At 69.3% G+C, this 22502-nt stretch carries 25 protein-coding genes; 17 read left to right on the top strand and 8 right to left on the bottom strand.

Annotated features, from left to right (window positions below; translation table 11 throughout):
• Positions 1-52 precede the first annotated feature (52 nt).
• From BLQ91_RS31620 to BLQ91_RS31595, 6 genes are all read left to right on the top strand, one after another.
• Positions 53-1309: an MFS transporter gene (locus BLQ91_RS31620; RefSeq protein ID WP_176960051.1), complete on the top strand. Its 1257-nt coding sequence runs from the start codon at positions 53-55 to the stop codon at positions 1307-1309.
• 9 nt (positions 1310-1318) lie between these two features.
• Entirely contained in the window at positions 1319-1513 is a 195-nt protein-coding gene (locus BLQ91_RS31615) for a DUF3046 domain-containing protein (RefSeq protein WP_090102787.1), read from the top strand.
• A 159-nt stretch (positions 1514-1672) separates the two neighbouring features.
• On the top strand, positions 1673-2719 hold the full coding sequence (gene recA / locus BLQ91_RS31610) for a recombinase RecA (RefSeq protein ID WP_053738425.1): 1047 nt from the start codon (positions 1673-1675) through the stop codon (positions 2717-2719).
• Positions 2720-2730: 11 nt separating this feature from the next.
• Complete coding sequence (locus BLQ91_RS31605) at positions 2731-3237, top strand: regulatory protein RecX (RefSeq protein ID WP_090102785.1); 507 nt, start codon at positions 2731-2733, stop codon at positions 3235-3237.
• 136 nt (positions 3238-3373) lie between these two features.
• The gene (locus BLQ91_RS31600; protein WP_176960050.1) at positions 3374-3829 is read left to right on the top strand and encodes a MarR family winged helix-turn-helix transcriptional regulator; all 456 of its coding nucleotides are present in this window, start codon (positions 3374-3376) and stop codon (positions 3827-3829) included.
• Positions 3830-3939: 110 nt separating this feature from the next.
• Positions 3940-4755 carry an alpha/beta fold hydrolase gene (locus BLQ91_RS31595; protein ID WP_090102781.1) on the top strand — a complete coding sequence of 272 codons (816 nt, stop codon included), beginning with the start codon at positions 3940-3942 and terminating at the stop codon, positions 4753-4755.
• Between the two features lie 54 nt (positions 4756-4809).
• On the opposite strand, the gene BLQ91_RS31590 is transcribed toward BLQ91_RS31595, so the two are convergent.
• Entirely contained in the window at positions 4810-5610 is an 801-nt protein-coding gene (locus BLQ91_RS31590; protein WP_090102779.1) for a S1 family peptidase, read from the bottom strand.
• A gap of 187 nt (positions 5611-5797) precedes the next feature.
• On the opposite strand from BLQ91_RS31590, the gene BLQ91_RS31585 reads away from it, so the two are divergent.
• From BLQ91_RS31585 to BLQ91_RS40615, 4 genes are all read left to right on the top strand, one after another.
• Positions 5798-6562 carry a hypothetical protein gene (locus BLQ91_RS31585; protein ID WP_143022905.1) on the top strand — a complete coding sequence of 255 codons (765 nt, stop codon included), beginning with the start codon at positions 5798-5800 and terminating at the stop codon, positions 6560-6562.
• A gap of 41 nt (positions 6563-6603) precedes the next feature.
• Entirely contained in the window at positions 6604-7371 is a 768-nt protein-coding gene (locus BLQ91_RS31580) for an RNA ligase family protein (RefSeq protein ID WP_090102774.1), read from the top strand.
• Positions 7364-8506, top strand: coding sequence for an AAA family ATPase (locus BLQ91_RS31575; protein WP_218130470.1), 1143 nt, complete (start codon positions 7364-7366; stop codon positions 8504-8506). Before BLQ91_RS31580 ends, BLQ91_RS31575 begins: the two co-directional genes overlap by 8 nt.
• 358 nt (positions 8507-8864) lie before the next feature.
• The gene (locus tag BLQ91_RS40615) at positions 8865-9026 is read left to right on the top strand and encodes a LuxR C-terminal-related transcriptional regulator (RefSeq protein WP_176960049.1); all 162 of its coding nucleotides are present in this window, start codon (positions 8865-8867) and stop codon (positions 9024-9026) included.
• Between the two features lie 13 nt (positions 9027-9039).
• Here the strand turns inward: BLQ91_RS40615 and eda are convergent, their stop codons facing one another.
• A complete protein-coding gene (eda, locus tag BLQ91_RS31570) occupies positions 9040-9675 on the bottom strand; it encodes a bifunctional 4-hydroxy-2-oxoglutarate aldolase/2-dehydro-3-deoxy-phosphogluconate aldolase (RefSeq protein ID WP_245733942.1) in 636 nt (211 codons plus the stop codon).
• A 334-nt stretch (positions 9676-10009) separates the two neighbouring features.
• Positions 10010-11866 (bottom strand): phosphogluconate dehydratase, encoded by a 1857-nt coding sequence (gene edd / locus BLQ91_RS31565; RefSeq protein ID WP_176960048.1) that lies wholly within the window; start codon positions 11864-11866, stop codon positions 10010-10012.
• A 227-nt stretch (positions 11867-12093) separates the two neighbouring features.
• Between edd and BLQ91_RS31560 the strand changes: the two genes are divergently transcribed.
• The 4 genes from BLQ91_RS31560 to BLQ91_RS31545 all read left to right on the top strand — a co-directional run bounded on the left by BLQ91_RS31560 (position 12094) and on the right by BLQ91_RS31545 (position 15857).
• Positions 12094-12384 (top strand): hypothetical protein, encoded by a 291-nt coding sequence (locus BLQ91_RS31560; protein WP_090102769.1) that lies wholly within the window; start codon positions 12094-12096, stop codon positions 12382-12384.
• Between the two features lie 84 nt (positions 12385-12468).
• Complete coding sequence (locus BLQ91_RS31555; protein WP_090102767.1) at positions 12469-13233, top strand: hypothetical protein; 765 nt, start codon at positions 12469-12471, stop codon at positions 13231-13233.
• Positions 13234-13242: 9 nt separating this feature from the next.
• Positions 13243-15111 carry a fumarate reductase/succinate dehydrogenase flavoprotein subunit gene (locus BLQ91_RS31550; RefSeq protein WP_090102766.1) on the top strand — a complete coding sequence of 623 codons (1869 nt, stop codon included), beginning with the start codon at positions 13243-13245 and terminating at the stop codon, positions 15109-15111.
• Positions 15108-15857, top strand: a complete 750-nt coding sequence (locus BLQ91_RS31545; RefSeq protein ID WP_090102765.1) for a succinate dehydrogenase/fumarate reductase iron-sulfur subunit — start codon at positions 15108-15110, stop codon at positions 15855-15857. The genes BLQ91_RS31550 and BLQ91_RS31545 overlap by 4 nt, the downstream gene beginning before the upstream one ends.
• Here BLQ91_RS31545 and BLQ91_RS31540 read toward each other — a convergent pair.
• On the bottom strand, positions 15844-16512 hold the full coding sequence (locus tag BLQ91_RS31540) for a response regulator (protein WP_090102764.1): 669 nt from the start codon (positions 16510-16512) through the stop codon (positions 15844-15846). The two genes, BLQ91_RS31545 and BLQ91_RS31540, sit on opposite strands and share 14 nt — an antisense overlap.
• Positions 16513-16625: 113 nt before the next feature.
• On the opposite strand from BLQ91_RS31540, the gene BLQ91_RS31535 reads away from it, so the two are divergent.
• Positions 16626-16895 (top strand): hypothetical protein, encoded by a 270-nt coding sequence (locus BLQ91_RS31535; protein ID WP_090102763.1) that lies wholly within the window; start codon positions 16626-16628, stop codon positions 16893-16895.
• 74 nt (positions 16896-16969) lie between these two features.
• On the opposite strand, the gene BLQ91_RS31530 is transcribed toward BLQ91_RS31535, so the two are convergent.
• The 4 genes from BLQ91_RS31530 to BLQ91_RS31515 all read right to left on the bottom strand — a co-directional run bounded on the left by BLQ91_RS31530 (position 16970) and on the right by BLQ91_RS31515 (position 20228).
• Positions 16970-17845, bottom strand: a complete 876-nt coding sequence (locus BLQ91_RS31530; RefSeq protein WP_090102838.1) for an amino acid ABC transporter permease — start codon at positions 17843-17845, stop codon at positions 16970-16972.
• On the bottom strand, positions 17842-18489 hold the full coding sequence (locus tag BLQ91_RS31525) for an amino acid ABC transporter permease (protein WP_090102762.1): 648 nt from the start codon (positions 18487-18489) through the stop codon (positions 17842-17844). Before BLQ91_RS31525 ends, BLQ91_RS31530 begins: the two co-directional genes overlap by 4 nt.
• Positions 18490-18568: 79 nt before the next feature.
• Entirely contained in the window at positions 18569-19459 is an 891-nt protein-coding gene (locus BLQ91_RS31520; RefSeq protein ID WP_090102761.1) for a glutamate ABC transporter substrate-binding protein, read from the bottom strand.
• Positions 19460-19499: 40 nt separating this feature from the next.
• Positions 19500-20228, bottom strand: coding sequence for an amino acid ABC transporter ATP-binding protein (locus BLQ91_RS31515; RefSeq protein WP_176960056.1), 729 nt, complete (start codon positions 20226-20228; stop codon positions 19500-19502).
• Between the two features lie 159 nt (positions 20229-20387).
• Between BLQ91_RS31515 and BLQ91_RS31510 the strand changes: the two genes are divergently transcribed.
• A complete protein-coding gene (locus BLQ91_RS31510; RefSeq protein ID WP_089924238.1) occupies positions 20388-21062 on the top strand; it encodes a response regulator transcription factor in 675 nt (224 codons plus the stop codon).
• 54 nt (positions 21063-21116) lie between these two features.
• Entirely contained in the window at positions 21117-22502 is a 1386-nt protein-coding gene (locus BLQ91_RS31505; RefSeq protein WP_090102760.1) for a sensor histidine kinase, read from the top strand.

Below are 22502 nucleotides of genomic sequence, written 5' to 3'. Positions count from 1 at the left end.
CGCCCCTGATGGACCTGTCGGCGCGCCCGCCGGGCGTGCCACGATCGTGATCATGGTGACTGCCGCGCCGCAGGTGGAGCACGTGCAGCGCAAGGTCGTCCGCGTGCTGACCGGCACCCAGGTCCTCGGGTCGGCGGCGGTGACGATCGGCCTCGCGTTCAGCACGCTGATCGCCGCGACGCTGTCCGGGTCCGAGGCCGTCGGCGGGCTCGCGCAGACCGCGGCCGTCGCCGGGGCCGCGCTGCTCGCCCTGCCCGGAGCCCGGCTCGCCCAGCGCGGCGGGCGCCGGCCCGCGCTCGTTCTCGGCTACGGCGTGGGCGGTCTCGGCGCGTTGACCGCCGCTGTCGCCGTGGGCCTCGACTCGTGGCAGGTGCTGCTGCTGGGACTCCTCCTGTTCGGCGGTGCTTCCAGCGCCAACTACGCGGCTCGTTACGCCGCGACGGACCTGGCGCACCCACATCGCCGTGCTCGCGAACTGTCCCGTGTGGTGTGGGCGGCCATGATCGGCGCGATCATCGGCCCCAACCTCGCCGATCCCGCCGGTCGCGCCGCCGCGGTCCTCGGCCTGCCCGCGGGGGCCGGGCCGTTCCTGCTCGCGGCCGTGGTGCTCGTCGTGGCCGTGCTCGTCATCCAGCTCGGGCTGCGGCCGGACCCGCTCGTCGTCGTGAGAAGCACACGACCGGTTGAATCTCCGCACTGCGCCGGCGGCTCCAGCGCGACTCCCGGTGGCCTGAAGGTCTGGGGAACGCTCGGGCCGATGGCACGACTTGCACTCGTTGGTGTGATGTTGTGCCACACCGCGATGGTCGGGCTGATGTCGATGACCCCGGTGCACATGAACCACGCCGGGTCGTCGTTGCGCGTGGTCGGCGTCGTGATCAGCCTGCACGTCGCCGCCATGTACGCCGCGAGCCCGCTGTTCGGGTGGATGGCGGACCGGCTCGGCCGCGTGCCGGTGCTCGCGATCGGCGCGTCGCTGGTGGTCGCGGCGTCCGGGGTCGCGGGGATGGCGTCCTCGCACGACGCCCCGCAGCTCGCCGTGGGGCTCGCGCTGCTCGGGTTCGGCTGGTCCGCCGGGCTGGTGGCGGGCTCGGCGCTGCTGACGGAGTCCGTGAGGGTGGAGGACCGGCCCGCGGCGCAGGGGCTGTCCGATCTGGTGATGAACGCCGGCGGCGCCATCGGGGGAGCGGTGGCGGGGATCGTCGTCACGGCGTGGTCGTACGCGGCGCTCGGCCTGATCGTCGGGTTCACCGCGCTGCCGCTGCTGGTCGTGTGCCTCTTCGCGTCGCTGCGCAGGCCCGTTCGTTAGTGTCTGGCGGTGCGCATCACCATGTTCCGCAAACTCATGGCGGGGGAGTTCGGCCAGGTCAGGGCCGAGATGATCGCCCAGGACCACGTGCTGTCGTCGCTCGGGGGCCGCACCGCCGACCAGGCGCTGGAGGCCGGGATCGGCGCCAAGGAGGTATGGCTCGCGGTCTGCAACGCGTTCGAAGTTCCGGAGAACCGACGCTGAAATCCGGGCTGAACAGGCCGTTCGGAGCGTCACGTGTGCTCGAACACGTGTTCGGCTACAGTGGCCCCGACCCCCGGCTTCGCAGAATTGTCAGACCCCGCCAGTAGCGTCAGGTCCAACATGACGAAGCAACGGCAGACGACAAAAGGTGGACCCAAGATGGCACCCGCAGCACCCGACCGGGACAAAGCGCTCGAGCTGGCCCTGGCGCAGATCGACAAGCAGTTCGGCAAGGGCTCCGTGATGCGCCTCGGCGAGGAGGGCCGTGCCCCGATCGAGGTGATCCCGACCGGCGCGATCGCGCTGGACGTGGCGCTGGGCATCGGCGGTCTGCCGAGGGGTCGCGTCGTCGAGATCTACGGTCCCGAGTCCTCCGGTAAGACCACCGTCGCCCTGCACGCCGTCGCGAACGCCCAGAAGGCCGGCGGCATCGCCGCGTTCATCGACGCGGAGCACGCCCTCGACCCGGAGTACGCGAAGAAGCTGGGCGTCGACACCGACGCGCTGCTGGTCTCCCAGCCCGACACCGGTGAGCAGGCGCTCGAGATCGCGGACATGCTGGTCCGCTCCGGCGCGCTCGACATCCTCGTCATCGACTCGGTCGCCGCCCTCGTGCCGCGCGCCGAGATCGAGGGCGAGATGGGCGACAACCACGTCGGTCTGCAGGCCCGCCTGATGAGCCAGGCGCTGCGCAAGATCACCGGTGCGCTCAGCGCGTCCAACACCACCGCGATCTTCATCAACCAGCTGCGCGAGAAGATCGGCGTGATGTTCGGCTCCCCGGAGACCACGACCGGCGGTAAGGCGCTGAAGTTCTACGCCTCCGTGCGTCTGGACGTGCGCCGCATCGAGACCCTGAAGGACGGCGGCGAGCCCGTCGGCAACCGCACCAGGGTCAAGGTCGTGAAGAACAAGGTCGCGCCGCCGTTCAAGCAGGCCGAGTTCGACATCCTCTACGGCAAGGGCGTCAGCCGTGAGGGCTCGCTCATCGACATGGGCGTTGACCAGGGCATCCTGCGCAAGTCCGGTGCCTGGTACACCTACGAGGGCGACCAGCTGGGCCAGGGCAAGGAGAACGCCCGCAAGTTCCTGCTGGACAACCCGGACATCGCGAACGAGGTCGAGAAGCGCATCAAGGACAAGCTCGGCATCGGCGCCACCCTCGACGCCGACGAGACGGCTCCCGCCGCGCCGGTCGAGTTCTAAGAGGTCCTGGGTTGGACGAGGCTGAGGAGCAGCGCAAGGCGCGGGACATCTGCTACGCGCTGCTCACCGCCAGGGCCCGCTCGCGGCAGGAGCTGCACGACGCCCTGCTGCGCAAGGGGATCAGCGCCGGCGCCGCCGAGGTCGTCCTCGGCAAGTTCGACCGCGCCGGCCTGATCGACGACGCGCAGTTCGCCGAGATGTGGGTCCGTTCCCGTCACACGTACAACGGCCTGGGCCGCCGCGCCCTCGCCATGGAACTGCGCCGCAAGGGCGTGGCGGACGAGGTGGTCGCCGAGGCCGTGGCCGCGGTCGACAACGAGGCCGAGGAAGACCGGGCTCGCGAACTCGTCCGCAAACGCCTGCGCACCCTGTCCGGTGTGGACGAGACGACGAAGATCCGCCGGCTCGTGGGTGCGTTGGCGCGCAAGGGTTACGCGGAAGGCCTCGCCTACCGGGTGGTGCGCGACGAGTTGCGCAACGCCGGCGACGAGGCCTCGGTGCTGGACGAACCCTGGTAGCAGCCAGGCCGCGGTCGGCCTGGCTCATGTCCCGCAGTCCGGCGCGAGGTGGTGGCCGGGATGGGCCTCGTTCCGTCTTCGGGCGCCGTAACCGATCTCGCCGCTTGACCGGTTGGTCCCGAGTAGCCTGAACTGCGTGAGCACTACTCCCGACGCGCCGTCCGCCGTGACCCCCACGGTCTCCGACCTGCTCTGCTTCGACCTCTACACGACGTCGCGGGCGGTCACCGGCTTCTACCGGCCGATCCTGGACAAGGCGGGCATCACCTACCCGCAGTTCCTGGTGATGCTGCTGCTGTGGGAGCGGGACTCGAGGCCGATCCGGGAGCTCGTGCGAGAGCTGGACCTCGAGTACAGCACCCTGTCGCCGTTGATCAAACGGCTGGAGAAGAGCGGCCTGCTGCTGCGCGTCACGCATCCCGACGACGAGCGGTCTGTGCTCGTCCAGCTCACCGACAAGGGTCGTGACCTGCGGTGGATCGGTGCCGAGATGTTCAGCCAGCTCGGCAAGGCGCTCGGTATGACCGTCGAGGAGATCACCGTTCTCCGCAAGGCCCTGCAGCGCGTGAAGCTCGGCGCCGAACGCCAGTGAGCTGAAACACATCGCGTACGAGGTATCTCGTCCGGTAACTTACATCGTGCACGACCTAATCGAGTGCGATGCACCGCTGACACGGTGCCCGACGAGAGAGTGAGAGACCAATGCGAGTTCGTAAGGTGTTCGCCGTTCTGGGCACGCTGCTGGCGCTGGCCGCTGTCGTTCCGTCCGGTGCCGGTGCCGCGGAGGACGCCCAGAAGCAGGACGCTCAGGAGCAGGGCTCGAAGAAGCCGACCGTTGTGCTGGTGCACGGTGCGTTCGCCGATGCGTCCAGTTGGAACGGTGTCGTGGAACGTCTGCAGCGCAAGGGTTTCCCGGTTGTCGCGGTGGCGAACCCGCTGCGGTCGCTCACCGGTGACGCGGAGTACCTGCGCAAGGTCCTCGCCACCATCGACGGGCCGATCGTCCTCGCCGGACACTCCTACGGCGGCATGGTCCAGTCGCAGGCCGCGCTGGGCAACCCGAACGTGAAGGCGCTGGTCTACGTCGCGGCGTTCGCACCGGAGAAGGGCGAGAGCGCCCTCGAGCTGTCGAACAAGTTCCCCGGCAGCACGCTGGGCGACACCCTGTCGGCCATCGACATCGGTGACGGCAGCAAGGACCTCGTGATCCAGCAGGACAAGTACTGGCAGCAGTTCGCGGCCGACGTCCCGCGCAAGGACGCGACCCTGGCGGCGGCGACCCAGCGCCCGGTCAACGACACCGCGCTGACCGAGAAGGCCGGCGACCCCGCGTGGCACGCCATCCCGTCGTACTTCGTGGTGGCGGGCAAGGACAAGAACATCCCGATCGCCGCGCAGAAGTGGATGGCCGACCGCGCCCACGCCCGTGCCGTCGTCGAGGTCCGGGGCGCCTCGCACTCGATCGCGGTGTCGCAGCCCGAGACGGTGGCCGACCTGATCGTGCGCGCCGCGAAGTAGGGGGAGAACGCGAAAGCCGGGACGCGGGCAGGGGCGTCCCGGCTTTCGCCGTCGTCAGGGCTTCGCGACCTCGCAGCCGGGCAGCGACAGGTTCAGCGTCGTGCCCGGACCGAAGCAGGGGACGAAGCCGTACGTCTGCTGGCCGTAGTTGATGCCCTTGCGCACGGTGATCGCGCCGGAGGCGTCGACCTCGCACGGGTTGTTCATCGTGCAGCGGCCGCCGCTCTCGTTGCCGGTGTTGTTGACGCCGACGACCTTGCCGCTCGCGTCGTCGATGATCGGCGAGCCCGAGGTGCCGCCGATGGTGTTGCACGACGGCGTGTAGCGCAGCGAGTCGCGCCAGGTCCAGGACGCCTCCCTGACCTGGTGGACGAACCCGTCGATCCGGCAGGCGTAGATCCGCTTCCAGTAGCCGGAGGCGATCCGGATCTCCGTCCCGGCGACCGGGCGCGAGGCGGACAGTTCCAGCGCGCGGCTGCCGTACTGCTGCTCGAGCTGCTGGTAGGTCGTGGTCAGCTGGTAGAGCGCGGCGTCGGTGCCGGTCATCGTCGCGTAGAGGAGCTTGGTGCTCTTCACCGTCGCGATGTCCGAGCCGGAACCGTCGAGCAGCGTGAAGTTGCGGGTTACCGTCCGGTTGACGATCACCTGGCCGGCCTTCACCAGTTCGACGCAGTGGCCGTTCGTGAGGACGAGTGCTTTGTCCCCCGGCGCGGAACCGGGCAGGCGGACCACGGAGCCGGAGCAGTTGTCCAGCGCCACGACGCCGGTGAAGTCGGCGGCGGCCTGGGCGGGTGCCGTCGTCACGCCGAGGGCGGCGATCGCCGCGAGCAGGGTTCCGACGAGTCGTCGTGCCATGTGCGGTGTCCTTTCAGGGATGGCATCCAGCGCCAACCCTGTACGGATCGTAGCGGTACCGCTACCGAAGGAAGTCAGCTGACAGGCCGCTGGTAACTCGATCGAGTGGCTCTACCGGGGCGGGGCTAACGGGGCAAGCGGACCACTCGACGTGGTGATCACACATCGCAACCGCCAGGAGTTCTTGATGACCTACACGACGCCACCCGTCCACGCCCAGCCCCAGCTCGCACCTCCGAAGCCCGCGAAGTTCGGTGCGCTCGCCTGGACGGCGTTGATCCTCGGGATCGTCGGCGTTGTTTGCTCGTGGGTCATCCTGCTCAACAACCTCACCGCCATCGCCGCGTTCATCGGGCTCGTGCTCGGCGTCATCGCGTTGTTCGGCACCCGCAAGGTCGTCGCGATCATCGGCATCGTCCTGTGCGTCGCGGCGATCGGGCTGACCGTGGCGGCGCAGCAGGCCGCGGTCGCGGAGCTCGACAAGATCCTCGACGGCGGCACGAACCAGGGGCAGACCGATGTGACGGGTGAGACCGCCAAGCAGGACGCCGCCGTCGAGAACCCGACCTGGGGCAAGCGGTACACCTGGGAGAACGGCCTCTCGGTCGACGTCGCAGCACCGGCCGCGTGCACGCCCGGCGAGTACGCGGCACCGGCGAACATCGCCCGCGCGGTGAGGTTCGAGATCACCATCACCAACGGGACGAGCGCCGCGTTCGAGACCGCGCTGATGTCGGTCGGCACCGACGCGCAGTTCAACGGGCAGAAGGCGAACATGATCTTCGACGCCAGCGGCGGCTGCGACAGCACGTTCGACTCGGCGACGGTGCTGTCGGGCAAGACCTACACCTTCCACGTCGCCTACGCGGTCAGCGCCCAACCCGGTGAGATGCAGCTCGTGTTCGAGCCGACCTTCGACTCCGCCAAGGCGGCGTTCGTCGGTCAGGCGTAAACCGTTCGCCCGCGGGCACGTGGACGGGCTACAAATCGGGCATGTTGCGCAAGTACCCGCGAACGCCCCACCTCGAAAGCTCGCGCCTGCAGCCGGGCGACGAGGACCTCGACCAGGTGCCGTTCCGCGCGATCGCGGGACGGCACCTCGTCGTCGAGGAGAAGCTCGACGGTGCCAACGCGGGCATCAGCTTCGACTCCGGCGGCGTGCTGAAGTTGCAGTCACGCGGCCATTTCCTGGCGGGCGGCCCCCGCGAACGGCAGTTCGCGCCGCTGAAGGCGTGGGCCGCGACGCACCAGGGCGTGCTGTGGGAAAGGCTCGGCACGCGGTACGTGCTCTACGGGGAATGGCTGTACGCCAAGCACACCGTGTTCTACGACGCGCTGCCGCACCACTTCTGCGAGTTCGACCTGCTCGACCGCACAACCGGCGAGTTCCTGTCCACACCGGAACGCCGACGGCTGCTCGAAGGCACCCCGGTCGTCTCCGTGCCGGTGCTGCACCAGGGACCGCTGGGGAAGCTGAAGGACCTGACCGCACTGCTCGGCCCGTCCACCTGCCGCACCCCGCAGTGGCGTGACACCCTCGTCGAAACTGCGCGCGCGGCCGGGCAGAACCCGGAAGTCGTTGTCGCGGAGACGGATCAGGACGACGACATGGAAGGCCTCTACATCAAGGTGGAGGAGGACGGCCGCACAGTCGAGCGCTACAAGTGGGTGCGGCCGACGTTCCACACCGCCGTGCTCGACTCCGGAAGCCACTGGCAGGACCGCCCGATCCTGCCGAACCAGGTGGTGACCCGTGTTTGAGCGACTCTGCCCCACCGGTCCGAAGTGGACTCTCGCCTGGGACGCCGTCCGGTCGGCGTTCCCCTGGGTGCGGGCCATGGAGGGCGTGCCGCAGGACCCGGTGCACCACGCGGAAGGCGACGTCGCCACGCACACCCGGATGGCGTGCGAAGCGCTGGTGTCCCTGCCGGAGTGGCGGGCGCGCCCGGAAGCCGACCGGGTGCGGCTGTTCGCGACGGTGCTGCTGCACGACTCCGCGAAACCGTTCCGCACCCAGACCGCGGACGGCCGCGTCACCGCCCACGGGCACTCCCGCGCCGGCGACCTGCTGGCGAGGAAGGTCCTGTGGGAGATGGGCCGCCCGATCGCCTGGCGCGAGCACGTCGCCGCGCTGGTGCGGCACCACCAGGTGCCGTTCTGGGCTCTGGAACGCCCGGACCTCGACCGCATCGCGTTCCGGGTGAGCCTGCTCGCGCGCAACGACGACCTGGCGACGCTCGCCCGCGCCGACATCCTCGGCCGGATCTGCCAGGACGCCGACGCCGTGCTGGAGAACATCGCGCTGTTCGAGGAGTACTGCCGCGAACGCGACTGCCTCGACCGCCCGCGCGCCTTCCCGTCCGACCACGCGAGGTTCCAGTACTTCCGCACGCCCGGCCGCGACCCGGACTACGACGCCTACGACGACACGCGCGTCGAGGTGACGGTGCTGTCCGGCCTGCCCGGGGTCGGCAAGGACCACTGGATCGCCGCGCACCGGCCCGGCTGGACGGTGGTGAGCCTCGACGCGGTGCGGTCCCGGCTCGGCATCGCCCCCGACGGCGACCAGCGACCGGTGGCCGCCGCGGCGTTCGAGGAAGCGCGGACGCTGCTGAGGGCCGGGGAGCGGTTCGTCTGGAACGCGACCAACATCTCCCAGCAACTACGCGATCGCTGTATCGGACTGGCTGCCGACTACCGCGCGCGGATCACCCTGGTCGGGCTGGAGGCGCCGCGGACCGTGATCCACGCGCGCAACCGCTCGCGTCCCGAACCGGTGCCGGCTGCCGTGATCGACCGGCTCGTCGGCAGGTGGGAGGCGGTTGACCCGACCGAGGCGCACGTCGTCGAACGAGTCGACACCTCGCCGGCCTCGTCGCGCACCCCGGCCGGCTGATCATCAGGTCCGGCTCGGCTGGTCGTGCGCCCGGTCCGCGCTGCTCGCGGTCGGTGGCGCTGGGCAACCGGGATGACGCCGTCCGGCTCGCGTGTGAGGAGCCCGACCCAGCCAAGCGGTGTGGCTCCCCGCGGGTGATCGGCACAGCGCTGATGAGCGTCGGCATCAACACCGACGACGTAGACGTTGCTTGCCGAGGCGGACAGCTGCTGACCGCGACCCAGCACCGGCTGCTGCACGCACTGACTCGGCCACCACCTGCGCCGCAAGCCCCGCACCGATGCGGCGGCCCCGCCCCTGCGGCAGGCGTTCGACCTGGCCCGGCAGCTCAGCGCCCACCCGCTGGCGAAACTCGCGGGTGGGCGAGGTCCACGACGAGGACGAGCAGGGCCCGACGAGCCGGCAGATCGCCGAGACCCCGCACCTGACCCGCCGCATGGTGGAGCTGCACCTGTCGAGCGTCTACCGCGAGCTCGGCATTCACGGACGTGCTGAGCTCGTCACAGCCCTGTGGTCCTGACAGGCAGGGCTGATCACCCGAGCTGCGAAGCCTCGCGGGCGAGCGTCTCAATGCGGTCCCAGTCGCCTGCCTGGAGAGCGTCCTTCGGGGCGAGCCACGAGCCGCCGACACAGCCGACGTTCGGCAGCGCGAGGTACTTCGGCGCCGTCTGGGGCGTGATGCCGCCGGTCGGGCAGAACCTGATGTGCGGGATCGGGCCGCCGATCGACTTCAGGTAGTCGACGCCACCCGCGGCCTCGGCCGGGAAGAACTTGAGCGCGTCCAGCCCGCGCTCGGCCAGCCGCATCACCTCGGACACCGTCGCCGCGCCCGGCAGGTACGGCAGCCCGGTCGCGTCGGCGGCGTCGAGCACGCGGTCGGTCGTGCCGGGCGTGACGAGGAACGCCGCCCCGGCCTTCGCGGCCTGCTCGGCGTGCTCCGGCGCCGTGACGGTGCCCGCGCCGATCACGATCTCCGGCACCTCGCGCGCGACGTTCTCGATCGCGGCGAGCGCGGCCGGGGTGCGCAGCGTGAGCTCGATGACGCGCACGCCGCCGCGCAGCAGTGCCTGGGCGAGCGGCACCGCGTGGTCGGCGTCGTCGACCACGACGACGGGGATGACGGGTGAGAGCGCGAGCAGGTCGGCTCCGGTGGTCGCGCCGTTGGTCACGATGTCACTCCTTGGCAGATCTGGTGATCGGAAACCGATATATCGCATACCGCCCGGCCGACCGTCGCCCTGTTGTCCCCGATCTCACTGCCCGCCACCCTCACCCGGATGCAAAAAACGTTTGCGGACGAAGTCAAAAAACTCGTTGCAAAGGTGGGTGATGGGTGTCGGCCGTGGGTGAGACGAGGTGCTTCGAGTCCGTCGGCGGGACGGCTGGTTGAGCGTCGCCTCCCCTTTGCAACGGGTTTTTGCGGACGAAGTCCAAAGAGTCGTTGCTAAGGGGCAGGTCAGCGGTGGTGCGAAAGTAATATATCGGCGATGGATGGGTTGAGGGTCAGTGGTGGGTGACCGGGGCGAAGTGGTCGGCGGTGATCGGGCCGAACACCGTCGCGCCGCGGTCGGCGGGTCCGACGGTACGGCGCAGGGCGGCGAACAGCTCGCGTCCCGTGCCCGCCCACTCGTGGCTCGACGGCGGGAAGTCGACGAGCGGGCGTGACGCCAGCTCCTCGGCGGGCACCCGGACCTCCAGGGTGCCGGCGGTGGCGTCGAGGCGGACGACGTCGCCGTCGCGGACCCGGCCGAGCGGTCCGCCGACCGCGGCTTCCGGGGTCAGCTGGATCGCCGCCGGGATCTTGCCCGAGGCGCCGGACATGCGGCCGTCGGTCACGAGGGCGACCTTGTAGCCGCGGTCCATCAGCACGCCGAGGGGCGGCGTCAGCTTGTGCAACTCGGGCATGCCGTTGGCCTGAGGGCCCTGCTGGCGGACCACGACGACCACGTCGCGGTCGAGCTCGCCCGCCTTGAAGGCCTGCTGGAACGACTCCTGCGTGGTGAAGACGCGGGCCGGGGCCTCGACGACGTGGTTCTCCGCCGCCACCGCCGACACCTTGATGACCGCACGGCCGAGGTTGCCGGAGAGCATGCGCAGGCCGCCGTCGGAGGCGAACGGGTCCGAAGCGGGGCGCAGCACGTCGGTGTCCAGCGAACGACCGGGGCCGTCGACCCAGATCAGCTCGCCGTCGGCCAGCACCGGTTCCTGGCGGTAGCGGTCGAGGCCGTGGCCGACGACTGTGGTGACGTCGGCGTGCAGGAGTCCGGCGTCGAGGAGCGTGCCGATGACGAACTGGACGCCGCCCGCGGCCTGGAAGTGGTTGATGTCGGCGCCGCCGTTCGGGTAGACCCGCGCGATGAGCGGCACGACCGACGACAGGTCCGAGAAGTCGTCCCAGCTCAGCTCGATGCCCGCGGCCGCGGCGATGGCGACGAGGTGCATCGTGTGGTTCGTGGAGCCACCGGTGGCGAGCAGGGCGACGACGCCGTTGACCACGGCCTTCTCGTCGACGATGTGCGCGATCGGGGTGTAGCCCTCGCCCTTGGCCATCTCGACGGCGCGGCGGCCCGCGTGCTCGGTGAGGGCGCGGCGCAGCGTCGTGCCCGGCGGCACGAACGAGGCGCCCGGCAGGTGCAGGCCCATGACCTCGACGACCATCTGGTTCGAGTTCGCGGTGCCGTAGAACGTGCAGGTGCCGGGCGAGTGGTACGAGGCGGCCTCGGCCTCCAGCAGGTCCTCGCGGGAGGCCTTGCCCTCGGCGTACAGCTGCCGGACGCGGGCCTTCTCCTTGTTCGACAGGCCGGACGCCATCGGACCGGCGGGCACCAGGATCGACGGCAGGTGGCCGAACGACAGCGCGCCGATCAGCAGGCCGGGCACGATCTTGTCGCACACGCCCAGCAGGACGGCGGCGTCGAACATCTCGTGCGACAGGGCGACACCGGTGGACATCGCGATCACGTCGCGGCTGAACAGCGACAGCTCCATGCCGTCACGGCCCTGCGTGATGCCGTCGCACATGGCCGGCACGCCGCCCGCGAACTGGGAGACGCCGCCGACGGAGCGCACGGCGTTCTTGATCCAGGCCGGGTACTCCTGGAACGGCTGGTGGGCCGAGAGCATGTCGTTGTAGGACGACACGATCGCGACGTTGGACTTGCGCAGCGCGCGCAGCGCCGCCTTGTCGCCGCCGGTGATTCCGGCGAAGCCGTGTGCCAGGTTGCTGCACGCGAAGCCGGACCGGGACGTTCCGTCCTGTGCGGCGGCAGCCACGCGTTCGAGGTACACGCGGCGGGAATCGGCGCTCCGGGCGGCGATCCGGCGTGTCACCTCGGTCAGAACAGGATGCAGTTCGGTCATGGGGGTCTCCGGGTCATCACGGGCCGTGGTGGGGCCCTCACGAGACGACGACAATGGCGTCCCACGGACGGGCGTGACGCCACACACAGTAAGTCATGGCTGGTCGTAGACACAAAAACGATTCAGTAACTGGTCTGGAACCAGTTTTGAATCTTGGCGTGTGGTGCTTGTCACATCGCTTGAGATTGGGCAGAGTGCGGGGCACGACCTTGGAACGGAGGTGTCCCATGAACTCCACGGAGATCGTCGAGCTGCGCCGGGTCATCAGTCAGATGCGGCACGCCGTCAGCAACCTGCGCGCCAGGTACGGCGACGTGGCAGCCGTGCAGCGACTCGCCAACGACGTCGAGCGCATGGACATAGACGCCACCGAACTCGTCGACCTCAGCACCCCGAGGCAGCGCGAAGCGCCTCACTTGGAACGCGAGGTCGTGGTCGTGCCCGACACGCCCTACGACGAGTCGCTCTGGAAGGACGCGGACGACGAAGGACTCGGTGGCTACCGGCACCGGACCTGAGCCGACCTGATCACACGGCCCCCGCCTGACGCGGGGGCCGTGTGTGTTCCTCCACAACGACGTGGCCCCCCAGAAAGGTGAGCAATGGCGAGGGCAGAGATCGCCGCCAGGACTCTGCGCACGGACCGATGGTGGCTGCCACCGCTGACGACATTCGTCGGCCTGCTGCTCATCTCGATCTACGCGGCGTTCCGCACGTTCCAGGGGGACTACTACTGGGTCGACCAGTACCACTACCTGACACCGATGTACTCGCCGTGCCTCACCGAGGAGTGCATCCCGGCGGCGTCGCACTTCGGCCAGTGGTTCCCCGCGCTGCCCGGCTTCCTGACCCCACCGCTGCTGATCATCCCGTTCCTGCTGGGCTTCCGGATCACCTGCTACTACTACCGCAAGGCCTACTACCGCGCCGCCTGGGCGTCACCGCCCGCGTGCGCCGTGGCCGAGCCGCACGACAAGTACACCGGCGAGACCCGGTTCCCGCTCATCGCCCAGAACCTGCACCGCTACTTCTTCTACGCGGCCTCGCTCCTGCTGCTGATCAACATCTACGACGCGGTGCTCGCGTTCGGCACCGGCCTGGGTCTCGGCAACATCATCCTGCTGGTCAACGTCAGCCTGCTCGCCGCGTACACGTTGTCGTGCCACTCGTGCCGCCACATCGCGGGCGGACGCCTCAAGCACTTCTCCAAGCACCCGGTCCGCTACTGGGCGTGGACGCAGATCTCGAAGCTCAACAACCGGCACATGCAGCTCGCCTGGGCGTCGCTGATCTTCGTCTGCCTCACGGACCTGTACGTCGCGCTGGTCGCCTCGGGAACGATCTCCGACCTCCGCTTCATCGACTAAGGAGTGGTTTTGCCCGAGCTGGAAAGGCATTCGTTCGACGTTCTCGTGATCGGCGCGGGTGGTGCCGGTCTGCGTGCCGCGATCGAGGCCCGTGAGCACGGCCTGCGCACCGCCGTTCTCTGCAAGTCGTTGTTCGGCAAGGCCCACACCGTCATGGCCGAGGGCGGGATCGCCGCCGCCATGGGCAACGCGAACGAGAGCGACAACTGGCAGGTCCACTTCCGCGACACCATGCGCGGGGGCAAGTTCCTCAACAACTGGCGCATGGCCGAGCTGCACGCCCAGGAAGCGCCGCAACGGGTCTGGGAGCTCGAGACCTACGGCGCGCTGTTCGACCGCACCAAGGACGGCCGCATCTCGCAGCGCAACTTCGGTGGCCACGAGTACCCGCGCCTCGCCCACGTCGGCGACCGCACCGGCCTCGAGCTGATCCGCACGCTGCAGCAGAAGATCGTGTCGTTGCAGCAGGACGACTTCCAGGAGTTCGGCGACTACGAGGAACGCCTGCGGGTGTTCCAGGAGTTCACCGTCACCGAGCTCGTCAAGGACGGCGAGCGGGTCGCGGGTGCGTTCGGCTACTGGCGCGAGTCCGGCCGGTTCGTGCTGTTCGAGGCACCGGCGGTGATCCTCGCGACCGGCGGCATCGGCAAGTCCTTCAAGGTCACCTCGAACTCCTGGGAGTACACCGGCGACGGCCACGCGCTCGCGATGCGCGCGGGGGCCTCGCTGATCAACATGGAGTTCATCCAGTTCCACCCCACCGGCATGGTCTGGCCGCCGTCGGTCAAGGGCATCCTCGTCACCGAGTCCGTCCGCGGTGACGGCGGCGTGCTCCGCAACTCCGACGGCAAGCGGTTCATGTTCGACTACATCCCCGAGGTGTTCAAGGACAAGTACGCCGACAACGAGGAAGAAGCCGACCGCTGGTACACCGACCAGGCGAACAACCGGCGCCCACCGGAGCTGCTGCCGCGTGACGAGGTCGCCCGCGCGATCAACTCCGAGGTGAAGGCGGGCCGGGGATCACCGCACGGAGGCGTCTTCCTCGACGTGTCCACGCGCCTGCCCGCCGAGGAGATCCGCCGCCGGCTGCCGTCCATGCACCACCAGTTCAAGGAACTGGCCGACGTGGACATCACCGCGCAGCCCATGGAGGTCGGCCCGACCTGCCACTACGTGATGGGCGGCGTCGAGGTCGACCCGGACACCGGATCCTCCTCCGTACCGGGGCTCTACGCCGCGGGCGAGGTCTCCGGCGGCATGCACGGCTCGAACCGGCTGGGCGGCAACTCGCTGTCCGACCTGCTGGTGTTCGGCCGGCGCGCCGGGGCGGGCGCCGCGCAGTACGTGCGCGCGCTCGGCGACCGGCCCGTCGTGGCCGAGCAGGCCGTCGCCGAGGCGCGGGCCACGGCGCTCAAGCCGTTCCAGCACGAGGGCGGCGAGAACCCGTACACGCTGCACATGGAGCTGCAGCAGTCGATGAACGACCTCGTGGGCATCATCCGCCGCGCCGGTGAGATGGAGGAGGCGTTGCAGCGGCTGGAGAAGCTCGAGGAACGCGCTCGGTCGCTGACCGTCGAGGGCCACCAGCAGTTCAACCCCGGCTGGCACCTCGCGCTCGACCTGCGCAACATGCTGCTCGTGTCGGAGTGCGTCGCGAAGGCGGCGTTGCTGCGCACGGAGTCCCGCGGCGGCCACACCCGCGACGACCACCCGTCGATGGATTCCGAGTGGCGCCGGAAGCTGCTGGTGTGCACGACTTCCGGCGAGGGCGTTCGCGTCGAGGAGAAGCCGCAGATCCCGATCCGGCCCGACCTGCTGGACCTGTTCGACCGCACCGAACTGGAGAAGTACCTCACCGCCGAGGAGTTGTCATGAGCTACCAGGGGAAGTTCCGGGTGTGGCGCGGTGACGACTCCGGCGGCGCGCTGGAGGACTTCACCGTCGAGGTCAACGAGGGCGAGGTCGTCCTCGACATCATCCACCGGCTGCAGGCCACGCAGGCACCGGACCTCGCGGTGCGGTGGAACTGCAAGGCGGGCAAGTGCGGCTCGTGCTCCGCGGAGATCAACGGACGGCCGGGCCTGCTCTGCATGACCCGCATGTCGATCTTCGAGGAGTCGGAGACGATCACGGTCACGCCCATGCGGACGTTCCCGATCATCCGCGACCTCGTGACCGACGTGTCCTACAACTACACCAAGGCGCGCGAGATCCCGTCGTTCGCGCCGCCGAAGGACCTGGCACCGGGCGAGTACCGGATGCAGCAGGTCGACGTCGAGCGCTCGCAGGAGTTCCGCAAGTGCATCGAGTGCTTCCTGTGCCAGAACACCTGCCACGTGATCCGTGACCACGAGGAGAACAAGGAGGCGTTCTCGGGGCCGCGGTTCCTCATGCGGGTCGCGGAACTGGAGATGCACCCGCTCGACACCGCGGACCGCGTCGACCAGGCGCAGGACGACCACGGGCTCGGCTACTGCAACATCACCAAGTGCTGCAGCGAGGTCTGCCCCGAGCACATCCACATCACCGACAACGCGCTCATCCCCATGAAGGAGCGCGTCGCCGACCGCAAGTACGACCCGATCGTGTGGCTCGGCAACAAGCTGTTCAAGCGGTCCTAGCGAAAGCCTGCGGCACGACCAGCCCGGACTCGTACGCCATCACCACGGCCTGGGCCCGGCTGGTCAGCCGCAGCTTCGTCATCACGCGGTTGAGGTGCGTCTTCACCGTGCCCTCCGCGACCGTCAGCCTGGTCGCGATGGCCGTGTTCGTCAGGCCCGCGCCGACCAGCCTCAGCACCTCGCGCTCGCGGCCCGTGAGCCCGTCCAGGCCCACCGGGCACCACGGCGGCACCGCCGCGTCACCGCGCAGGTAGGCCGCCACGAGTCTGCGCATCACCGTGGGGCTGAACTGCATCTCGCCCGAGGCGACGGCGGTGATCGCGGCGATCAGCCTGGCCGGTTCGGACTCCTTCAGCACGAACCCGGCCGCGCCCAGCCGCAACGCCTCGTGCACGTGCTCGTCGAGGTCGAACGTCGTCAGGACCAGCACCCGCGCCGAGGCCGCGGCCCGCTTCAGCGCGGCCGCCCCCGGCAGGCGGATGTCCATCAGGACCACGTCCGGGCGCGACGACTCGGCCAGGAGCGCGGCGGTGTGGCCGTCCGCGGCCTCGCCGACGACGGTGAGATCAGGTGAAGCGTTCAGCAACGCGACCAGGCCTGCACGGAACAACGGCTGGTCGTCGACCACGAGCACGCGCGCCACAACGTCCCTCATTCATGTGACGTCACCGCGGAAGTTCCCCCACCACGAGCGTACCGCGAAAGTTGACAGGAGATCCACTCCCCGTGAGACGACCGGGTTCCTCTCCCGCCGCTACGTTCCGCTGCATGCGCACCGCATCGGCAGACCTGCTCGCCGCCCGCACGGTCACCGTCGACGGCTCGGAGGTCTGGCTCCGCGTCACGGCCAGCCCGGTCGACCTGGAGATCCGGTGGTGCGGCGGCGACCGGCTGGCGGGCAGCCCCGTGCTGTTCCCCGCCGGAGACCGCTCACGGCGGCTGCTCGGCACCGGTCTGCGCGCCGGCACCACGTTCTGCCTCGACGTCGTGGGGGAGCAGGACCCCGACTGGTCCGGTGTCGTCGACTGGAACGTCTGACACCGCACGGGGAAGCGAACGGGGCGTGTCCGATGTGGACACGCCCCGGTGCACCCGGTTCCGGGCGGCGCCGCTCAGGCGGAAGCGGCGGCGGACTCGGCGACCTGGACCTGCGCGGCCCTGTCGTCGAGGTGGATGACCTTCTTGTTGCGGCGGTTGCGCTTCTCGAGGTAGTTCGCGAACCACGACAGCAACAGGCACAGTCCGATGTAGATCAGCGCGACCACGATCATGACCGAGATCATCGGGCGGCCGAAGTTCGGCGCGTCGTTGCCGATGCGGGTGCCCCAGCGCAGCAGCTCCTCGAACGTGATGAGGAAGCCGAGCGCGGTGTCCTTGAGCAGCACGACGAGCTGGCTGATGATGGTCGGCATCATGGCCCGCAACGCTTGCGGCAGCAGCACGAACGTCATCACCTGCGTCTTGCGCATGCCCAGCGCGTACGCGGCCTCGCTCTGGCCCTTCGGCAACGAGTTGATGCCCGCGCGGAAGATCTCCGCGAGCACCGAGCCGTTGTAGAGCATCAGGCTGATGACGACCGCCGTGAACGCGCTCAGCTTCACCCCGGCCACGGGAAGGCCGTAGTAGAAGAAGAACATCATGATCACGAGCGGGATCGCGCGGAAGATCTCGACGATCACCGCGGCGGGCCCGCGCACCCACGCGTGGTCGGACAGCCGCGCCGCCGCGAAGATCGCGCCGAACAGCAGTGCCAGCACCGCTCCGGCGGCGAACGCGGTGAGCGTGTTGCCGATCGCCTCGAGCAGGGAGAGCTGGATCTGCTTGTAGTTGATCCAGTCGAGCCTGCGCGAGGAGAACTGGTCGGTGGCGATGAACCGCATGGCCACGTACGCGACGGCGGCGACGGCGGCCGCGATGCCGACGACGGCCATGATCCGGTGGCGGACGCGGGCCTTCGGGCCCGGGATGTCGAACAGCACCATGCTCATCGGGCCACGCTCCACCGCTTCTCGAAGACCTGCTGCACGTACGTCAGCGGCATCACCAGGATCACGAACCCGACCGCCACCCACAGCAGTCCGAGCAGGACGTTCTCACCCTGCTCCGACAGCGAGTCGCGGATCGAGCCCGCCTGCACGACGGCGAAACCGGACGCGACCGTCGTGTTCTTCAGCAACGCGATCATCGTGCTCGTCATCGGCGGCACGACCGAACGCAGCGCCTGCGGCAGCACCACGTTCCCGAGCATCTGCGTGAACGTGAGACCGAGCGCGCGCGACGCCTCCGCCTGGCCGACCGGCACGGTGTTGATGCCCGAACGCACGACCTCGCAGACGAAGGCGGCGGTGTAGAGCGACAAGGACACGACAGCCGCGGTGTAGGCGTCGATCTTCACGATCTCCAGCAACGGGTACGCGAAGACGAAGAACACGAACACCAGCGTGAGCGGCGTGTTGCGCAGCACCGTCACGTAGGTGGCGCCGATGCCCCGGAACACGGGCACGGGGCTGACCCGCAGCGCCGCGAGGAGCGTGCCCAGCACGAGCGACAGCACCGCGGAGATCGCGAACAGCTGCAGGGTCTGCCCGAACGTGGAGAGGAAGAGATCTAGGTTGTTGGTGAGGACGCTCATCGGTTTCCTTGCCGTCCGTCCGCCTTCAAAGGAACGGCCGGTGGACCCACGCGGGATCCACCGGCCACGTGAGAAACCGTCAGTAACGGTCGATCGTCGGCTTCTGGGCCGACGAGCCCGACTTGCCGAGCGTGCCGTCGTAGATCTTCTGCCACGTGCCGTCGTCGAGCGAGGACTGCAGGACGTCGTTGAACTTCGTGCGCAGCGCCGTGTCCTCCTTGGGGACGCCGATGCCGTACGGCTCGCTGGAGAACGTCTTGCCGACGACCCTCAGCTTGCCCTCCTCGGCGGAGGCGTAGCCCTTGAGGATCGCGTCGTCCGTGGTGACCGCGTCGATCTCACCGTTGAGCAGCTTGGTGACGCACTGGGAGTAGCCCTGGAACTCCAGGATGTTCTCCGGCTCGGTGTAGCCGTTCTCGCGGATCTTCTTCACCGGGGTGGAGCCGGTGACCGAGCAGACCTTCTTGCCCTTGAGGGTCTCCGGGCCGGTGATGTCGGTGTTGTCCTTCTTCACCAGCAGGTCCTGGCCGGCGACGAAGTACGGTCCGGCGAAGCCGACCTTCTCCTTGCGGCCCGCGTTGATCGTGTAGGTGCCGACGTAGTAGTCGACGTCACCGTTGATCAGCGCCTGCTCGCGCGCGGCGGACTGGATCGTCTTGAACTGGATCTTCTCGGGGTCGAAGCCCAGCTTGGCCGACATCAGGCGAGCGATGTCGATGTCGAAGCCGCTGTACTTGTTGGTCGTCGGGTCCTTGTAGCCCAGACCCGGCTGGTCCTCCTTGACACCGACGATCAGTGAGCCGCGCGCCTTCGCCTTCTCGAACGTGGGCGAGCCGTCGACCTTGACGTCCTTGGCGACCTCGAACAGGCCGGCGGGCGCCGCCTGGTCGGTCGGGCTGCCCTCCTTGCCACACGCGGTCAGGGCCAGTGCGCCCGTCAGCAGCACCGCCGCAAGGGTGCGAACCCTCATCGTCCTTCTCCTGCCATTCCGTTCGAAAGTGGGCTGACTACTAGTGAGTCAGGATCTTGCCAAGGAAGTCCTTCGCGCGGTTGGACTTCGGGGCCGAGAAGAACTCTTCCGGGGTCGAGTCCTCGACGACCTCGCCGTCGGACATGAAGATCACCCGGTCCGCGGCCTTGCGGGCGAAGCCCATCTCGTGGGTGACGACGAGCATCGTCATCCCGTCCTTCGCGAGGCCCGTCATGACGTCCAGGACCTCCTGGACCATCTCCGGGTCGAGCGCCGAGGTGGGCTCGTCGAAGAGCATCACCTTGGGCTTCATGGCGAGCGCGCGGGCGATCGCCGCGCGCTGCTGCTGGCCACCGGAGAGCTGCGCGGGGAACTTGTCGGCCTGGTTCGCGATCCCGACCCGCTCCAGCAGCTCCATCGCGGTCTTGCGCGCGTCGGCGGCGGGGGTCTTGCGGACCTTCACCGGCGCGAGCATGACGTTCTCGACGATGGTCTTGTGCGCGAAAAGGTTGAACGATTGGAACACCATGCCCACATCGGCGCGCAGGCGAGCCAGTTCTTTTCCTTCGGCGGGAAGCGGCTGGCCGTCGACCTCGATGACGCCGGAATCGATCGGCTCGAGGCGGTTGATGGTCCGGCACAGGGTCGACTTACCGGAACCCGACGGCCCCAGCACGACCACGACCTGCCCCTTCGGCACTTCCAGCTGCACGTTCTTGAGCACGTGCAACGGGCCGAAGAACTTGTCCACACCCGCCACGCGAATCATCGGCGGTGCAGAGGCGGCAGTCATCCAGTCCTCCATTTGGGGTCGTCGGCGTTGGCGGAAACCTAGGTGTCCGCCACCACACCAGTCCAGGACATTGAGCAAGACTTAGGGTCTCAACTCTGTCACAGGCAGACATCGGTTGCCCGGGAGGTAGCGAAAGTGCGCGTGCTGCTCGTCGAGGACGACGACAGGGTCGCCGAGGCCTTGGTCCCAGCCCTGACCAGACGGGGTTTCCACGTGGACCGGCAGGCCACGGGCCGCGGCACGCTCGACCGCCTCGCAGGCGTCGACGTGGTGCTGCTCGACCTCGGCCTGCCCGACATGGACGGCGTGACGCTGTGCCGTGCCATCAGGGCCGCCTCGGACGTCGCGATCATCGTGGTGTCCGCGCGAGGCGAGATCGACGACCGGATCCTCGGCCTGCACGCCGGCGCCGACGACTACCTGGTCAAGCCCTACGACGTGGGGGAGCTCGTCGCCCGCGTGCACGCCGTGCGCCGCCGCCGCGGTGCCGACCCGGTCGGGGTGGGCGCGGCGTCCACCGAGGTGTTCGAGACCGGCGACGTGCGGGTCGACCTGGGACGCCACGAGGTCACGGTCGCGGGGGAGTCGGTCGCGCTGTCGCGCAAGGAGTTCCAGGTGCTCGCGCTCGTCATGGCCGCGGGCGGCGCGGTGTGCACGCGGGAGCGGATCCTCGCCGAGGTGTGGGGACGCACCTGGTCGGGCGCGAACCGCACCCTGGACGTGCACGTCGCCACGCTGCGGACCAAACTCGGCAGGCCCGCGCTGCTGGAGACCGTGCGCGGCGTCGGGTACCGGCTGGGGCAGGTGTGATCTCGATTGAGTGATTCTCGCGCGGCGTGCCGCGGTCGGGTGGGGTGACGGCTCGTGAGGTCCCGACTGCTGGGAGTGGTGCTCGCCCTGGTCGTGCTGGTGCTCGTCGGCCTCGGAGTGCCGCTGGGCCGAGGCGTGGCGGCCGCGGAGCAGCAGGAGATGTTCCTCGACCGGCTCACCGACACGAGCCGGTTCGCCTCGCTCGCCGCGCGGCCGCTGATCGACGACAAGCCGGACCTGCTGCGCCCCGAGCTGCAGCGCTACGACGAGCTCTACGGCATCGGCGTGGCCGTCGTCGCCCGTGACGCGCCGACGGTGCCGCTGGTCGCGTCGCGCAACGACCTCGCGCTCGGCGAGAACGGCGTGCAGGACCTGGTCAGCAAGGCGCTGGCCGGGCGCCTGCCGGTCGCGCCGCCGCTGTTCATGCCGTGGGACGACGAACGGCTGGTGCTCGCCGAGCCCGTCCTGGTCGACGGCGAGGTGCGCGGCGCGGTGATCACGTTCTCACCGACCGCGAAGACCCGCTTCGAGGTGCTGGCGTGGTGGGCGCTGCTGCTGGCGGCGAGCCTGCTGGTGCTGGCACTGGCCGTGCTGCTGGCGCTGCCGGTGGTCCGCTGGACGCTGCGGCCGGTGCAGGCCCTCGACGACGCGACGGGCAAGCTCCTCGCCGCCGTGGTGGCGGGCCGGCCGGTGCCGCCGGTGGGCGCGGAGAGCGGACCGCCGGAGCTGAGGCAGCTCAGCCGGTCCTTCGACCAGATGGCCGCGAACGTCAGCGACGTGCTCGCCTCCCAGCGGGCCTTCGTCGCCGACGCCTCGCACCAGCTGCGCAACCCGTTGACCGCGCTGAAACTCCGTCTGTCCAACCTGGAGGGTCACGTCGACTCCGAGGCCGAGGTCCACCAGGTCGAGGCGCTGAGCGAGACCGACCGCCTCAACCGCATCCTCGACGAGCTGCTCGCCATGGCGCGGGCCGAGTCGAGCTCGGTGGACCCGGTGCCGGTCGACGTCGACAAGTCCGTGGCGGCCCGGCTCTCGGCGTGGCACGCGGCCGCGGCGGCCAAGGAGGTGCACCTCGTGCTCGACGGGCACCGCGTCGGCATGGCGCTCGCTCCGCCGCGCGGCGTCGAGACCATCCTGGACGCGTTGCTCGACAACGCCCTCAAGTTCACCCCGGAGGGGACGTTGATCGTGGTCGACGCCCGCAAGGCCGGCGGCGTCGTCCGGCTCTCCGTCGCCGACCACGGGCCCGGTCTGCAACCCGAGGAGCTCGAACGCGCCACCGACCGGTTCTGGCGCAGCCCCGCTCACCAGAACGTGCCCGGCTCCGGCCTCGGCCTGTCGATCGTGCGGCTGGTCGTCGAGCGCGTCGACGGCGTCGTCCGGCTGGAGTCGCCCGAGGACGGCGGGCTGAAGGTCGTGGTCGAGCTCCCGGCCGTCTAG

Source organism: Lentzea jiangxiensis, from assembly GCF_900104175.1.
Classification (GTDB): Bacteria; Actinomycetota; Actinomycetes; order Mycobacteriales; family Pseudonocardiaceae; genus Lentzea; species Lentzea jiangxiensis.
The sequence above is the reverse complement of the archived record's forward strand: the minus strand, read 5'-3'. Positions and strand labels throughout refer to the sequence as shown.